Consider the following 16,212-nt stretch of genomic DNA (forward strand, 5'->3'; position numbering starts at 1 on the left):
ATCCTCTTTTGACTTTTTAATGCGCCTTATGAATTAATATTTTTCATGCAATATTAGATGACAAAATATCTTTTCTTTTATTTAAAAATTCAAATCTGTCTTCTCATGCAAATAAATCAATCAATTTGTCACTAAAATTATTTCTGTAACTTGTATCAAAAATTGATACAATCACGCATTAAAACATACAGTTCATTTTCGATTTTTAATATTGAGGAAGTTTCTCTAAATGACATTTCGCATTGGTCAACGCTGGATAAGTAATACCGAATCGCAACTGGGTTTAGGCATTATTACTGAAGTAGATGGCAGACAAGTTTCTATCAGTTTCCCGGCTGCTGGAGAGGATAGAATTTACGCTATAGATAATGCGCCACTAAGCCGCATAATCTATAAAACAGATGAAGAAATCCTTACCAATGATCAGCAAAGAATAAAAGTCACTTCCATCCAGGAACAAGATGGTGTTTTACTGTATACAGGAAACGATGACTTTGGAAATGTGACTCAAATTAGTGAGCTGGCACTTAATTGTTTTATCAAACTTAACTCCCCTCAACAAAGGCTCTTCAGCGGATTATTAGACAAACTAAATGCTTTTAAGCTTAGAATTAAAACCTTAGAGCATTTAAGCCGATTGCAACAGTCTAAAGCAAGAGGCCTTTTAGGTTCACGAACTAGCCATCTTATCCATCAAATATATATCGCTTATGAAGTTGCTCAAAGATTTGCTCCCAGAGTGATGCTTGCCGATGAGGTTGGGTTGGGAAAAACCATTGAAGCGGGAATGATTTTGCATTATCAACTGCATACTGGCCGTGCTTCACGAGTGCTTATCGTTGTTCCAGATTCATTGATTCACCAGTGGTTTGTCGAAATGTTAAGGAGGTTCAATCTGCATTTCTCTATCATTGGTCAAAATCAATATGATGCCGTACCAACCACGCTTGACGAGTTCGATGATAACAACAATCCAACTGAATCAGAATCGGAGGATAGCAATCTATTTGAAGGGGAACAACTGATATTAAGCAGCCTGGATTTCCTAATGGACAATGAAACAGCACGTCAGCAGGCATTAGCTGTACACTGGGATCTTCTGGTAATAGATGAGGCTCATCATCTCTATTGGTCAGAGGACTCACAAAGTCCTGAATATACGTTCATTGAAGAATTATCCGCTCGAAGCACAGGCCTACTTCTTCTTACTGCCACTCCTGAACAAGTTGGCATGAAGAGTCATTTCGCTCGTCTTCGCCTACTTGATCCAGCACGTTTTTATGATTTTTCAGCTTTTGTAAATGAAGAAAAGCAATACCACGAAATCAATAAAATAGTTCAAGATTTCATGGATTATAAGGAAAAAAATGGCGTAGATAAGTTAAATTCTCAACTCCATTCAGATTTAAAACAACTCTTGGGTAAAAACGCTCCGACTGACATTAATGCAGCGATCAAAGAGTTACTTGACAGATTCGGAACAGGACGAGTACTTTTTCGCAATACTCGCGCAGCCGTTAAAGGATTTCCCGAAAGAAGAGTACACCCTGTCGCATTAACTTGCCCAACGCTTTATTCCGAGATAATTAGGGAATCCAACTTAATCCATCTTTACCCTGAAACTTTGCTTAACAATGACTCCTGGGTAGAGCATGACCCCCGAGTGAAATGGCTTGTTAATAAAATTAATGAATTACGCCCGGAAAAAATTCTGGTAATCTGTGCAAAAGCAAAAACGGCCATTAGTCTGGAACACTATTTAAAATTAAAAACAGGTATTCGCAGTACTTTATTTCATGAAGGACTTACCATTATAGAGCGTGACAGAGCTGCCGCTTATTTTGCAGAACAGGAAAATGGTGCCCAGGTTCTAGTTTGTTCCGAGATAGGAAGTGAGGGAAGAAATTTCCAATTTTCTCATCATTTGGTTTTATTTGATTTGCCATTAAACCCTGATCTGTTGGAACAGCGTATCGGACGTTTGGATCGTATTGGTCAAAATCACCCCATTGAAATTCATGTACCCTATTTAACAGATACAGCGCAGGAAAAACTGTTTCTCTGGTATCACGAAGGAATCAATATTTTCCAACAAAGCTGCTCTGTTGGTTTTTCAATTTTTGAAACTTTTGAAAATCGACTAACACCTGTTTTGTCCAATCCAATGCATGAAACGAGCAAGCACACATTAGAGAAGCTTATTGCAGATACCCAATTACATACCCACCATATCAAAGAAGCCCTTAATACAGGCAGAGATAGATTATTAGAGTTAAACTCTTGTAACTACGCTATAGGAAAAGAACTAATTGAAGCAATAGAAGCAGAAGAAAATTGCCTTGAACTTGAAAATTACATGTCGCAAGTGTATCAGGAATATGGAATTGATCAGGAATATCATTCTGAGAACACTGAGATATTACGTCCTGGTAACCACATGAAGACCGCTCATTTTCCTGGGCTAAAAGAAGACGGTATGACAGTCACTTATTCTCGCTCTAAAGCCCTTGTTCGTGAAGACATGGAGTTTCTGAGTTGGGAACATCCCATGGTTTATGACACCATGGAAATGATTCTGGAGTCAGAGCTGGGCAATGTCACAATGACCACCATTTCAATCAAAAATATAAAACCAGGAGCTCTCTTCTTGGAAACTTTTTATACCATTAACTCCTCGGCCCCTAAATATTTACAACTTGACCGATTTGTTCCTTCATTGCCAATTCGAATTTTAATGGATACTACCGGTAAAAATTTATCAAGCATTTTAAGTTATGAACAGCTTAATAATTTATGTCAACCACTTAAACGTCATCTGGGTTACCCTGTTATTAAACAAGTTCGTGAAGAGATTGAGTCGATTCTGCAACAAACCAACACAATCGCAGAAGCTCAGATGAAATTATTTATCGAAGAAGCAAAATCGATGATGGAGCTAACAACTTCTCAAGAAATTAATCGACTGGAATCCTTGCAAAAAATTAACCCTGCTATTCGTCATGAAGAAATTGAGTTCTTTAAAAAGAAAATTTTAGAGAGTAATTACTTCATGAATAGCTCTACTTTAAAACTTCAAGCTATTCGAGTTGTAATCAATGTCAGTTAGTTAATAATCCCTTGTCAAATTGACAGGGGAATAAGAAAAATTGATTACCTTACAAGTTTGAAGCTGATCTCACCAAATCACCAGCCATTAGATTTTAAAGGAAATTTCTGTTTATAGACCTGTTGCAACAGGATTAACGCCAATATTAGGATTAATTCCACAATCATCCAGAATTTTCAATAAATTATTTCCTTTACGGGTTAATCGTTTAATGCAGTACTCTTCCAGATAACTACTCAAAACATAATAATATTCATCTAATATCAAAATATTAAGAATTTTCTCTGCTCTTTCCAGATGATGTTTCTTGCCATGATCACAAGCCTGAAACAAAATACCTCCCAATATTGCCGCAATACTTGCCTTACGTTCAGGGCTGGCTAAATAAAAGCGTTGTATGCATTCATCAAGAGCCCTGTCTTTATCCCACTCGACCCAGTCATCATACAATGATAAAGCCACGTCAGGATTAAAATTTTCTACGCTGATCAACTCTTGCATAGAATATGCGACTGGGACAACCGCTTGCACATTAGCCCAGGAACAATTTCCACTAATTTGAGAGCTGATTGGCATTTGAGCAAAAGGAAGCAGCCCCAATTGTTGGTTTATCACTTGATGATAAAATCTTCTATTTTGTTTTTTATATAAAAAATCATGGATAAAATTGACTGTCAGTGCTTCTGGCCTGGTTATTCGGTAAATGTTAACGCTTCCTTCTTGCAAGCTGTTTTCACCCCTGTCAATTTTTGCCCACCACTGGTGATAGCGGACAAAACATAAGGCATGACCACGACTTGCCGCAGGAAGAATCAGCATGGGAGCTTTTAACAAAGCGGCGATACGTTTGAAATGTTGTTCTCCAAGTCTGGGATGATGTTGATACTGCAACAATTCTGCTGCGTCAGTAAAAGCATCCATAATATTATGAATATATGGAAAATAATCCCTTAAATGCCGAGTCGAATAACTACTGATAAACCTCCTCAAGGAGTCTTTTACAACAGCGACAGTGAATTCCAAAATAAACCCTTCATAATCGAGCTCGATGAATTCACCTTTCGCATTGACAATATCCACATCGCCTTGCAATTCAAATCGATGACCAATCAATTTTGCATTAATAAAATCGAGGGCAAAATCAAGTTTCGCACCATGATGGTACAACAACTGCTTTATTGAATCTTGACCACGCAAAACCGGGTAAACCAACACACAAAGACCATTACGAGTGTAAGCATTAGGATCAGCACCATAGGTTAATAAGAGTTTGGTCATATCCAAGTCATTATTGTCCACTGCCCAATGTAATGGAGTACGTCCTGTGACATCTGGCTTGTTAATATCAACTTTGCGAGCAATTAACTGCTCGGCAATTTTAACTTGTCGTGTAATAGCACACTCTATGAGGGGAGTAAAACCATATTCATCGATATCATCCAAAGACTCCCCTGCGCGCAGATAAGCATCAAAATCAGGCATTCTATGACTGATAATATCGTTTGCAATACTCATTTAGGGCCCCCGTGGGGTAGGTGCTGTAGTAAATTTTGGCATGTTGCCTAAACGTAATTGTTTTTCTTTATCCTGCTCTCTTTTCTCATTATCAAACTCCCTCCTGGCTTCCGTATTGAGCGGCGGTTCGGGGTTTAAATTAGGATCTATTCCATCGAAACGCTGACTGTTCAATTCAGGGTGTTGCAATATATTGTTTTGTAACTCCCCCTCCGGAGCAACCTTGATTTCTTCTTCCGAATGTTCACGTGCTTTAACAGAAGCAAATCTCCTCTCACCTTGCTGCTCAGCCAAACGCCTCCGTCTTTCCATTGCTTTTGTTTCTGCCACTAAGAAAGTACTTTCACTTCGATTGGAAGGCAGTCGTGTGGGTAACTCGATATTAAATACTGAGCCCAGCAAGACATAAACAGCCGCAGAACCACCATCCTTAGGCTTGGCACTATGAAATGCCAATACTTCATTGATCTGAGGTAACCACCGATTAACCAGATTTTTCATTAAGGGCGGTTTGTCCTGATAATTGTCCGCACCATGAATAATTAGAATGCATTGTTTGTTATTTTTTATTTCAGTTTGGATAAATTGATATAAACTCTTACGCGCAGACTCAACGTTTAAACCGTTTAAATCCAGTTCCGCTTCCCAAGGAATTTTCCCATTTTTTAAATCATTGAAGCGTTTTGATGATAAATTGGATCGAGAGTAAGACAATACAGTACTCGCGAGTACTATCTCTTCGATCTCATCAGATAAATAATATTCTTTCGCCATCTTTTTCAAAATTTAACAGTCATAATAGAAGTATAACTTAGGATATAAAAAGTATGGCATTTTTTCTAACATAACCTGCATGAGCGATGGAGGACATACAGGTTTTTTATCAAGATACTGAATCTCTGTTATTGTGGCAACGGAAGCTTCACAGAAACTCTCTTTGCAGTATTTCAGCGATCTGTACCGCGTTAGTTGCCGCACCTTTTCGGATATTATCAGCGACTATCCATAAATTGAGTCCACAAGGATGAGAAATATCCTGTCTTATACGCCCTACAAAAACATCATCATGTCCGACTGCATCCTGAATTGCAGTGGGATAACTTGCTTTAGCAGGATTATCCACTACAGTAACACCAGGCGCTTTTGCCAAAAGTGCACGAGCATCGTCAGCCGTCAAAGGTTTTTTTAATTCCAGATGAACTGCTTCAGAATGCCCATAAATAACAGGAACCCTGACGGCTGTAGGGTTAACCATAATGCTGTCATCTTCCATAATCTTGCGAGTTTCCCAGACCATCTTCATCTCTTCTCGGGTATAGCCATTGTCTTCAAATTGATCAATATGCGGAAGCGCATTAAAAGCAATTTGCTGAGGATAAACTTGAACATTAGCTGGTCTCCCATTTAAAAGATCGCCTACCTGAGCAACCAGCTCGCTGATGGCTTTTTTGCCAGTCCCGGAAACAGACTGATAAGTTGCTACATTGATACGACTAATGCCAACAGCGTCATAGATTGGCTTTAGAGCAACTACCATCTGAATGGTGGAGCAATTAGGGTTAGCAATAATACCTCTTTTAATATAATCAGCGATTCGATGAGGATTGACTTCAGGGACAACAAGAGGAATATCATCCTCATAACGAAAACAGGATGTATTATCAACCACCACACACCCTGCAGCCACAGCTTTTGGCGCATACTCTTTTGAAACAGCGCCACCGGCAGAGAATAAAGCGAGATCCACTTGGCTAAAATCAAATTCTGCCAAATCCAAAATATCCAATTCCTGATCTCGGAAAGTTACTGTCTTGCCTACTGAGCGAGAACTCGCTAATGGATAAAGGGATTCAATTGGAAAATTTCTTTCTTCCAAAACGGTTAAAAAGGTTTCTCCAACAGCGCCTGTTGCCCCTACAATAGCTACATTCAAATGTCTGCTCATTATCACCTCATCTTACCATCAGTTAACAATGCCTTAGCCAAGTATATCCCCTATCTGCGAAGCGAAGTACTGACTACGACACGGATAAATTTTTAAACATTCTAATTTATTATTTACACTGTGCTTTATGTCGTAAATAATGATCCATTAACACCAAAGCCATCATTGCCTCTGCAATTGGTAGGGCTCTTATTCCCACACAAGGATCGTGACGTCCCTTGGTTACTACAGTAACTTCTTCACCTTCAGTATTAATGGTTTGTCCTGGAGTTGTGATACTTGAAGTTGGTTTTAAGGCTATACTTACTTCGATAGGTTGTCCAGTCGCTATGCCCCCTAAAATACCACCGGCATGATTACTCAAAAATCCCTTGGACGTCATTTGATCTCTATGATTACTTCCTAGCTGCTCCACAGCATTAAAACCAGCTCCTATTTCAACACCTTTAACAGCATTAATCGACATCATGGCATAAGCGAGAGTGGCATCCAGTTTATCAAATACCGGATCTCCCAACCCTGTTGGCACTCCCCGCGCCAATATCTTAACTCGAGCACCAACGGAATCGCCCTGGCGTCTCAAGCGATCTATATAATCAGCCAAGTCCTGAACTTGCTTATTATTAGGGCAAAAAAAAGGATTTTTATCGATTTCATTTTCATTTTCAAATCGCAACTTCAAATCGCCCATTTGTTGCAAGTAACCAATAATATCCAGGTTTAAATAACGCTTTAAATACAATCTGGCAATAGCACCGGCAGCAACTCGTGCCGCTGTTTCACGAGCGGAAGACCGACCCCCGCCCCTATAGTCTCTGTGCCCATATTTATGATGGTAGGTAAAATCAGCATGCCCTGGTCGGAACAAGTTTTTAATGTCTTCATAATCACGGGAACGCTGATCAGTATTCTGTATCAGTAATGCTATGGGAGCGCCCGTCGTTTTCTCTTCAAATACACCAGAAAGAATTTGTACCGTATCGTCCTCTCGCCTCTGGGTGGTGTATTTGGATTGGCCCGGTTTGCGTTTGTCTAAAAAAGGTTGGATGTCTGCTTCATTTAAAGGCATTCCGGGAGGGCAACCATCAACCACACATCCAATAGCGGGACCATGGCTCTCACCAAAGGTTGTTACAGTAAATAACGTTCCAAAGGTATTCCCTGACATGGCTTACTCACTTATTAAAATATTCTTCTAATTGCTGTTTTGTTAATAAAAACACCCCTTGCCCGCCGTTGCTCATTTCCAGCCAGGTAAACGGAACAAAAGGATAAGTTTCGCATAAAGCCTGTTCACTATTACCTACTTCCACGACCAAAATTCCATCTTCACTTAAATAAGCATGGGCATTCTTTAAAATTTTTTCAATAATAGCTAAACCATTATTTCCTGTTTCCAATGCCAAAACCGGTTCATGGCGATATTCGTCCGGCAGGGTCTGCATCTCTTCCTTACCCACGTAAGGAGGATTGCTCACGATCAAATCATATTGTTTCCCTGTCAGTGCTGTAAAACAATCCGATTCAATCAGTGCCAATTGATAGCCGACATCATGACGTTCACAATTCATAGCAGCCACAGCCAATGCTTCATTTGAAATATCCACAGCGTCAACCTGAGCCTCAGGGAATGCATAACAACAGGCAATCGCTATACAACCACTCCCCGTACACAAATCCAAAACATGATGTACTCGTTCCGCATCTATCCACGGGGAAAATTGATTATTGATTAACTCTCCTATTGGTGACCTGGGAATCAGCACTCGTTCGTCAACATAAAAAGGCAAATCACAAAAATAGGCTTCCTTAATTAAATAAGGTACGGGAACCCTTTGATTAATTCGTTTATCCAGTTGATTACAAAGATGTTTACGTTCACTGGTTGTTAGACGTGCATTTAATAAAAAAGGATCAACATCGTATGGTAAAGACAAGCTTCTCAAGATCAGGGATCTCATGTCATCCCAAGCATTGTCCGTTCCGTGACCATAAAATAATTGTGCGTTTTCAGCACAGGACAAACTAAATCGTAAAAAATCCAGAATAGTAACGAGTTCTTCTGTTTCCTTGATAAAATAACTGCTCACGAGCTTATCAACCATAACCATAGAAAAAGTACAAATTGTACACTAAATTAAAACATATGTCGTGCATTCTTTAATGCAAGGGATATGATCAAAAGAGCTCTTTTGCATGGTTCGATTCTCACCTAAAGAATTACTCCAAATTAAGTTATAATTAAATATATTCTTTTGATTCCTGTTAAAAAATGACTGATGATTTCCTGTCTGATGAGGATAAAGCCCTGTTTCGTCATCATATGCGCTCTGTAAAACCATTACACGAAAAAACAAAGCGAGAGAAAACCTCGACTTCGCCTACCTATGAAAAAAAAACCACGGCATGCAAAAGTCACTCAGTACCCAAAGAAGAATATTTTTTATCCGATTTTATTCGCGACACTGTGGAGTCTGATACTGTTTTGTCTTTTTCAAATTCCAGTATACCCAGTCAGAGATTTCGCTCTCTAAGAAATGGAGAAATTCCTTGGGAAGCCAAACTGGATTTACACGGATTAAAAACTGAAACAGCTCGTCAAGCTCTTTATGATTTTATCCAGAATCAATCACGTAATAATAAACGCTGCTTACTCATTATTCATGGCAAAGGAGGTCATCAAGGCGCTCCTCCGGTAATAAAAAATCTAATCAATCGCTGGCTGCCGCAATTTAGTCAAGTCCTGGCATTCCATAGCGCTCTTCCAAAAGATGGAGGCTTGGGAGCTGTGTACGTCTTATTAAAAAGAAATAGAGAAAAGGATGAACAAGGCAATTACTAGTAACACTTTACTTGCGTTAAAGCAGTAATCTTAGGATAATTCACCAAATTAAAAAATCTCTTGAGTACAGCTATGGAAAAATTAGGTCAGTTCATCATGAATCATTGGCAACTCTGGCTTGCCTTTGTTGTGGTTATATTTTTAATTTTCATTAATGAAATACTCTCTCAAAGAAAGAAAGCCAAAGAAGTTTCACCGCAATCTTTAGTTGATTTAATTAACAATGAAAATGCCATCATAATCGACATACGCGATAAAGAATCATTCAAAAATGGCCATATTATTAATTCAATAAACGTAAACCCTGATGATTTTGATCAACAAAAAATGAGCAAGTACAAAGATAAACCCATTATTCTGGTCTGTGCTAAAGGCTTACAATCTCCAACCCTTGCAATGAAAATACGCAACCAAGGCTATCAACCTCTGGTTCTGAGTGGAGGAATTCAAGCCTGGCAAAACGCTGATCTTCCTTTAGTCAAGAGTAAATGAACAGATGAATGAAGTCATACTTTACACTACGGGTTATTGTCCTTATTGTATCAAAGCGAAAGAATTATTAGATAAAAAGAAGATTATCTATACCGAAATCCGCGTCGATTTACAACCTGAATTACGTGAAGAAATGATACAAAAAAGTGGTCGACGTACAGTGCCTCAAATATTCATTAATGGCCAGGCAATTGGTGGCTGCGATGATTTATATGCCCTGGAAGCCCAGGGAACATTAAATGAACTTTTAAAAAAATAGGAATAAAACATGACTGAACAACTGAATACCAATCAGCAAAATGATGAAGCTCAATTCATGATTCAACGAATCTATATCAAAGATTTATCCTATGAAACACCAAATACCCCCGCTGTTTTTCAACAACAATGGGAACCAGAACTTAAACTGGATCTCAATACAACGACTACTCAACTGGATAAAAACGTTTATGAAGTGGTTTTAACTGTGACAACCACTGTGATGAATCAAAAAACCACAGCTTTTTTGGTTGAAGTAAAACAAGCGGGTATCTTTACGATCCAGGGCGCTGCAGCAAGTCAGTTGGATCACTTGCTTCATAGCTTCTGCCCTAGCATCCTGTTCCCCTATGCGCGTGAAGCAATTACTTCTCAAGTTATTCGTGGCAGCTTCCCACAATTAGTACTCGCACCGATTAATTTTGATGCTTTGTATATGCAGCAGCTGGAAGAAAAACAAAAAGCAACCGGAGCTAAAGACGAAACCGTTTCTCACTAAGATGAATAAAAAAACTATTGCCATGTTAGGTGCCGGCTCCTGGGGCACCGCTGTCGCAATTCATTTAGCTAAAATAGGGCATAAAACTCTGTTGTGGAGCCATAATCCACAGCATGTTGCCCTCATGGCTACACAGCATTCAAACCCAGCTTACCTTCCTGATATACCTTTTCCAGAGAATTTGATCCCGTCTGATAATTTAATTGAATGCGTTCAATCAGCAGATTACGTCATCATAGCGGTTCCATCTCATGCCTTTGCGGAATTAATTAATAAAATCCCTAAACCAACCCTAGGATTAGCATGGCTTACGAAGGGTGTTGATCCAGGAAGTCATCAATTACTAAGCCAACTGGTTGCGAGTCGATTTGGGTTTGATTTTCCCATAGCAGTTATTTCAGGCCCATCCTTTGCCAAAGAAGTAGCCCGTTTCCTGCCAACAGCGCTCACTTTGGCCAGCAACAATATGAGCTATCAAAAAAAAATGCATGAACTATTTCATCACGACAACATTCGTGTCTATTTAAGTGACGATTTAATAGGTGTGCAATTATGTGGCGCAGTTAAAAATATCCTGGCGATAGCCTGTGGAATCAGCGATGGCTTAGGGTATGGCGCCAATGCTAAAGCAGCGCTTATTACACGCGGACTTGCTGAAATGACTCGTTTGGGATTAAGCATGGGAGCACGACAAGATACTTTTCTAGGCTTGGCAGGCGTAGGAGACCTGGTATTGACTTGTACTGATGATCAATCACGCAATCGCCGCTTTGGATTACTCTTGGGTCGTGAGGTGCCTATTCCTGAAGCTGAACAACAGATTGGTCAAGTAGTTGAAGGGAAACATAATGCTGCGCAAATTTGCGCTATAGCCAATAAAAATCAGGTGGAAATGCCAATTTGTGAGCAAATTAATGCGCTTTTACATGGTATGGTTCATGCCCAACAGGCCGTTAACAACCTGATGAGTCGTCCTGCCAAGGAAGAATAACCTTTGCCCTTGCAAAGAATCCTATTAAATTAGGCTTATTGCACCTAGACACTAAGGCACGCAGGTGGTAGAGATGAATTGTCGACATTAACCCATGGCATCAATCAATTCAATATCACTCAAACGCAATTGCTCGCCTAAAAATATCTCGCCTACCTTCTGGAACCTATTAATAGAATCGGTTACCAAATAGTTGATTTTAGGAGCCACAACGAAATTGTCATTGTGTAGATTTTGATTTTGCAATAATTCATAAAGAGAAATTGCAGTCGCCTGAGCAGAATCGACAATTGCTACACCTTCGGGTAATAAGCTGGATAACAAGGGTTTAAATACTGGAAAATGAGTACATCCCAGCAACACCGCATCTTCATCTGAAAAATCGTCGAGATAATGTTTCAATGCTTCACGAGCAACGGAATTAGCCACCATACCTTCTTCTGCCAGGGCGACCAAAACACTACAAGCCCGACTGCTGACAACTGCCTCAGGCAAATTCTTTATGATCAAATCATGATAGGCTCTGGAAGCAATGGTTGTTTCTGTAGCCAGAACAGCAATACGATGATTTCTTGTAGCGGACACAGCGGCAGCTGCACCGGGTGCCACCACCCCCAGAACAGGAATATCAGTTAACATGCTCTGCAAATGAGGCAAGGCAGCCGTCGTTGCAGTATTACAGGCAATGACTAAAGCTTTTATGCGGCGTTCAACCAGAATTTTTGCCATTTGCATAGCATATTGTTTGACTGTGTCAGGGCTTTTAGTACCATAAGGTAAACGGGCCGTATCTCCCAAATAAACAAAGGACTCGTGGGGTAATTTATCACGCAGAGCCCTTAAAACCGTAAGCCCCCCCATGCCTGAATCAAATACACCAATGGCCAATTCCTTATTAGAGTTCAATTGATTACTCCTTCTTGTCATTTATTTCTTGGCCCTGTCATTTGGCAAAATAGCTTCGTTCTACCAAAAATGAGAACCAGAGTCATTATTATTTACTTACGCATCCCTGTGCTTGGACTTTCAGGTGCTGGTCCTTCCTGTTCAATGGTTTTTTCGGTTGTTTTATGTACCGGATTCAATTCCTTCTTCATCTTGCTTTGTTTATCAGTGATCTCTTGTACTTTGGAGTCCACTTTTTCTCTTTCTTTTTGAGGACTAAATTTCTCATCAGTCATTTGTTGCATATGTTTTATTTTAGACTGTATTATGTTCTGGGTCTCAGTTAATCCTGTGTTAGTAAATACTTGACTATATAATGAATTGCTACTAAATCCCCACAACCGTCCTTTCACATTATCTGGATGGAATACCGCAGAATTCACCTCAATCGCGTCACGGCTAAACTTGAATTTTGGATTTTTTTCACCAAGTATCACCAGGGCAGTGTACAAATATTCCAGTTCTTCGGGATTAGATCCGCGTAATCGTATCGGTTTATCCTTGGTTGGCGGACTATCCAGACTCGCTAAAATATCAGCCGCCATTGCCATGGAGAAATTAACTTTAGCGTCTACCAGAGGATCTCCACTTGGAGGGTTTGGAGGTGGAACTTGGGTTGGGAATTGTAAAATCTCAAATTTACTTCCGGGAACCTTGCTTATTTCTCCTTTTTTGCTCGTTACTTGATCAGGAACGTTGTTATCCTGAGTATACCGTCCTATCGTTTCCACAGGAGAACCGGATTTCGGTGCCGTTTTATGAGACACATCAACGACAACAATCTGCCCTTCCGGTATTTTTTCACCAACAAGAAATTCTTGTATCTTTCCCGTAGAGCCCGTTGTAACAGTTGTACTCGATCTCAAGGAAGGGTTAGGAACATTAGGTAATGGCGGGATCTGATCTCGTGAAACAGGTGGATGGCGTTTGACACCCTCAGAGTGATAGTAGTAATGCATCTTTCCTTTGGCTGCGACATCCACTTCTTTTACAATAGCCTCTAATTTTCCCTGTATTTTTTTATAAAAATCCAAATCCTCGCGCACCGCATTCAATTCCGCTTCCAAATCAGTACGCAACTTTTTGATTTCCGCTTTTTGTTCCAGGGTCAAGCCAGCAGCCTTAAATTCACCTTCTTTAGGCAAGCTTTTCAAATGGCCTTCGAGAGCGATCACCTGACGTCGTAATTGATCAACAACCAATCCACAATCCCTAGACAAACCTTCGTATCTTTCTTTCATTTGGGCAGCTTTCGCTCTGGCGGTACCCTGAAAGGTTGGATTGTATAAATGAACCGGATCAATATCATTGATAAATTTTAACTTATCCGCATTGGTTCTTATTGGTTCTGTAATTTTTTTAATGGCCTCGAATTCGGTATTCAGATCCTTGATTGCTGTCATCACATTAGCAGGGTTGGTATCTAACAGCTCCTGCCTCCTGATACCATTTTTTATCTCGTTAAATAAAGTTGGAGTGAGTTCTCGCAGCAAATCGTCTTTAAATTTTTTATTTGCCGGATTGGTTGGATTTTTGTCAAATAATCTATCAGCATACTCTTGTGGAGTTTCGCTATCCTTCAGCGGACGTAAAAACCGATTGACTATATCTTTAGAAAAGGTTACGGGTTTCTCTATACTCAATAAGACATCTAATAATTTTTTATTACCTAAGTTTGAGGTACTATTGTATTCAGCATATATATGTTGGTTATGTTGTTGCTGCTTAGCCATCTCATCTTTTCGAGGGGTTGAACTCGAGAAAGCAGTGCCATCATCATTCAAATTAAAAGCATTATAAAAATCTTTTTCATTTACCGGGCCAGATTGAGTTTTAATCGCATCAATCAAGATTTTATAGTCGGCAACCTGAGTATAGGTATTGGGGTTAGAATTGGCGGTGTTTAATGCCCGATTAATAGCAGCGACTTGCTTATCATTTAAAGTGATTTCAGGTTTAAAATTAGCCAAAACTCTGGCTACCTCGGCATTGTGAATGGCTCTAAATCCCTCCAGTCTTTTATTTTCTGTCAAGAGCTCGGTTATCCCAGGTGCATTTTTTCCGAGGTAATGCTCTGCTACATGAGGCTCATAAGCATTCATTAAATGGCGTAATTGCTGGGGCTTAGCCAGAATTTCTCTTTGTTTTTCAACTGGAAGCTGGGTCAATGCGCTCATTAATTTTGAATGAGCCCCGCTGCCTAATGAGGACACCCTGTTTATTTCCAACTCAAACTGACGCGCTCTCGCCCATTGTTTCATATCCTTCAAGTCGCTGTCTTTCACCCAGTCCGCTGGAGTAATACCTAACTTACCCAGTACCTCTTTAAATTTATCCAGATTTTTAGCCCCGTCCAATGCTTTTAAAGCATCCATGGCCTTTAAATTCGTTTCATCCTTGATATTATTGATAAAGCTTCTCATCATGCTTTTTTTGAGCGAACCTAAATTCTCTTCTGTCACTGCTTTATCAATGTAGTCATGGGGTCCCAAAAGGGCAGGTTTTTTTAATTCAGCGATTAGTGCACCGGCATCTTTGGCGTTGAGAGCATCCTTCAGATTTTGAGTTCCTGATGATAAAACCGCTTGAAGATAACGGGCTCCCAATACTCCTTTGGCTCTCCCCCATTCCGATTCCGGTAAGTACGTTTTGTAAGGTTCATCCAAACTGTCTCTAAAGTTTGAAAATTTTATGCCTTCTAATCCGGTTTTTTTGGCTAAAAGCGCATCGTGTGTTAATGATTGGACATAATTATCGAATCCTGCCTTGGCAGCTTCCTGTTCTAACTTTTCAACTCTTTCCTCAAGAACATCCATCACATCACTACTCAAAAACAATATCCCATTTCCTTCAGTAGGAAAACCCAGGGCATTTGCAGCGCGCTCAGCCTCAGGTTTATTCTTAGCATCACGCAAATCTTTCAATAATTGAGTATTTTCAGAACCGTTAATCAATTTAATTAATAACAATTCCCCAGCTTCTTTTTTAATTCTATTAATCGCCTCATCAGGCAAAACATCAGTCGATTTATTAATTGTCACCGGAGGAATCGTAGGAGTATATTCATCCTTTTTCCAGCCGTGAACATTTTCTTCGGTAAAATTACCCAAAGAAGGTTTTTTGGATGCAATATACGCCCTACATTCATCAGGATTATTTTTCAAAATGGCAACTAAAGTATCTACATCGGATTTCATTAAATCAAATTTAACTCGTTGCTCAGCAGCCAATTGATGCAATTTTTGAAAACTGTTTGTTATGTCATTAGAGTCGAGGAAATCGTCTGATTCTAAATATTCTTCTGTGCTGGGCCCAAAAAATAATCCTTCATTAAACTCCATCAAGCTGGGATCATAATCATCCCAAAACTCCTGGTTATCGGCTATTACCTTTCTAAAAGCTTCAGGATCAGAGGGATCGGTTTTCAATATATCATCTAAAACTTTTGTAAGCTCATTCCGAAGAGTTTCATCACTTCTTGCTGATTTTGCAATCTGTTTCAGTGCATCAAAAAATTCTTTATTTTTGGCCATACGGATGTACTCCTCGAGAATCATTATGTGTTCATTTTAAGCCAAAAATCTTAAGTTATCCTTAAATTTTGCCGATATTAATACCA

At 39.6% G+C, this 16,212-nt stretch carries 13 protein-coding genes; 6 read left to right on the plus strand and 7 right to left on the minus strand.

Annotation, left to right across the window (positions count from 1 at the left end; translation table 11 throughout):
* Positions 1-229 precede the first annotated feature (229 nt).
* The gene (gene rapA, locus OQJ02_RS11475) at positions 230-3,106 is read left to right on the plus strand and encodes an RNA polymerase-associated protein RapA (protein WP_265719158.1); all 2,877 of its coding nucleotides are present in this window, start codon (positions 230-232) and stop codon (positions 3,104-3,106) included.
* Between the two features lie 111 nt (positions 3,107-3,217).
* Here the strand turns inward: rapA and ankH are convergent, their stop codons facing one another.
* The 5 genes from ankH to prmB all read right to left on the minus strand — a co-directional run bounded on the left by ankH (position 3,218) and on the right by prmB (position 8,677).
* Positions 3,218-4,621: a Dot/Icm T4SS effector AnkH/LegA3 gene (ankH, locus tag OQJ02_RS11480; protein WP_265719159.1), complete on the minus strand. Its 1,404-nt coding sequence runs from the start codon at positions 4,619-4,621 to the stop codon at positions 3,218-3,220.
* Positions 4,622-5,395: a Smr/MutS family protein gene (locus OQJ02_RS11485; RefSeq protein ID WP_265719160.1), complete on the minus strand. Its 774-nt coding sequence runs from the start codon at positions 5,393-5,395 to the stop codon at positions 4,622-4,624. It abuts the gene before it with no gap.
* Positions 5,396-5,543: 148 nt separating this feature from the next.
* Entirely contained in the window at positions 5,544-6,566 is a 1,023-nt protein-coding gene (locus OQJ02_RS11490) for an aspartate-semialdehyde dehydrogenase (RefSeq protein ID WP_265719161.1), read from the minus strand.
* Positions 6,567-6,675: 109 nt separating this feature from the next.
* Positions 6,676-7,734 (minus strand): chorismate synthase, encoded by a 1,059-nt coding sequence (aroC, locus tag OQJ02_RS11495; protein ID WP_265719162.1) that lies wholly within the window; start codon positions 7,732-7,734, stop codon positions 6,676-6,678.
* Positions 7,735-7,741: 7 nt separating this feature from the next.
* Positions 7,742-8,677, minus strand: coding sequence for a 50S ribosomal protein L3 N(5)-glutamine methyltransferase (gene prmB / locus OQJ02_RS11500; RefSeq protein WP_265719163.1), 936 nt, complete (start codon positions 8,675-8,677; stop codon positions 7,742-7,744).
* Positions 8,678-8,838: 161 nt separating this feature from the next.
* On the opposite strand from prmB, the gene OQJ02_RS11505 reads away from it, so the two are divergent.
* The 5 genes from OQJ02_RS11505 (at position 8,839) to OQJ02_RS11525 (ending at position 11,648) form a co-directional block, all read left to right on the plus strand.
* Positions 8,839-9,408 (plus strand): Smr/MutS family protein, encoded by a 570-nt coding sequence (locus tag OQJ02_RS11505; protein ID WP_265719164.1) that lies wholly within the window; start codon positions 8,839-8,841, stop codon positions 9,406-9,408.
* A 72-nt stretch (positions 9,409-9,480) separates the two neighbouring features.
* Positions 9,481-9,900, plus strand: coding sequence for a rhodanese-like domain-containing protein (locus tag OQJ02_RS11510; protein WP_265719165.1), 420 nt, complete (start codon positions 9,481-9,483; stop codon positions 9,898-9,900).
* Between the two features lie 4 nt (positions 9,901-9,904).
* Positions 9,905-10,159 carry a glutaredoxin 3 gene (gene grxC / locus OQJ02_RS11515; protein ID WP_265719166.1) on the plus strand — a complete coding sequence of 85 codons (255 nt, stop codon included), beginning with the start codon at positions 9,905-9,907 and terminating at the stop codon, positions 10,157-10,159.
* Positions 10,160-10,168: 9 nt separating this feature from the next.
* A complete protein-coding gene (secB, locus tag OQJ02_RS11520; RefSeq protein WP_011216200.1) occupies positions 10,169-10,657 on the plus strand; it encodes a protein-export chaperone SecB in 489 nt (162 codons plus the stop codon).
* A gap of 1 nt (position 10,658) precedes the next feature.
* Complete coding sequence (locus OQJ02_RS11525) at positions 10,659-11,648, plus strand: NAD(P)H-dependent glycerol-3-phosphate dehydrogenase (protein ID WP_265719167.1); 990 nt, start codon at positions 10,659-10,661, stop codon at positions 11,646-11,648.
* Between the two features lie 87 nt (positions 11,649-11,735).
* On the opposite strand, the gene murI is transcribed toward OQJ02_RS11525, so the two are convergent.
* Together murI and OQJ02_RS11535 are read right to left on the minus strand one after the other, a co-directional pair.
* Complete coding sequence (gene murI / locus OQJ02_RS11530; RefSeq protein ID WP_265719168.1) at positions 11,736-12,575, minus strand: glutamate racemase; 840 nt, start codon at positions 12,573-12,575, stop codon at positions 11,736-11,738.
* A 71-nt stretch (positions 12,576-12,646) separates the two neighbouring features.
* The gene (locus OQJ02_RS11535) at positions 12,647-16,150 is read right to left on the minus strand and encodes an interaptin (protein WP_265719169.1); all 3,504 of its coding nucleotides are present in this window, start codon (positions 16,148-16,150) and stop codon (positions 12,647-12,649) included.
* Positions 16,151-16,212: the final 62 nt, after the last annotated feature.

The organism is Legionella sp. PATHC032, from assembly GCF_026191185.1.
GTDB lineage: Bacteria > Pseudomonadota > Gammaproteobacteria > Legionellales > Legionellaceae > Legionella.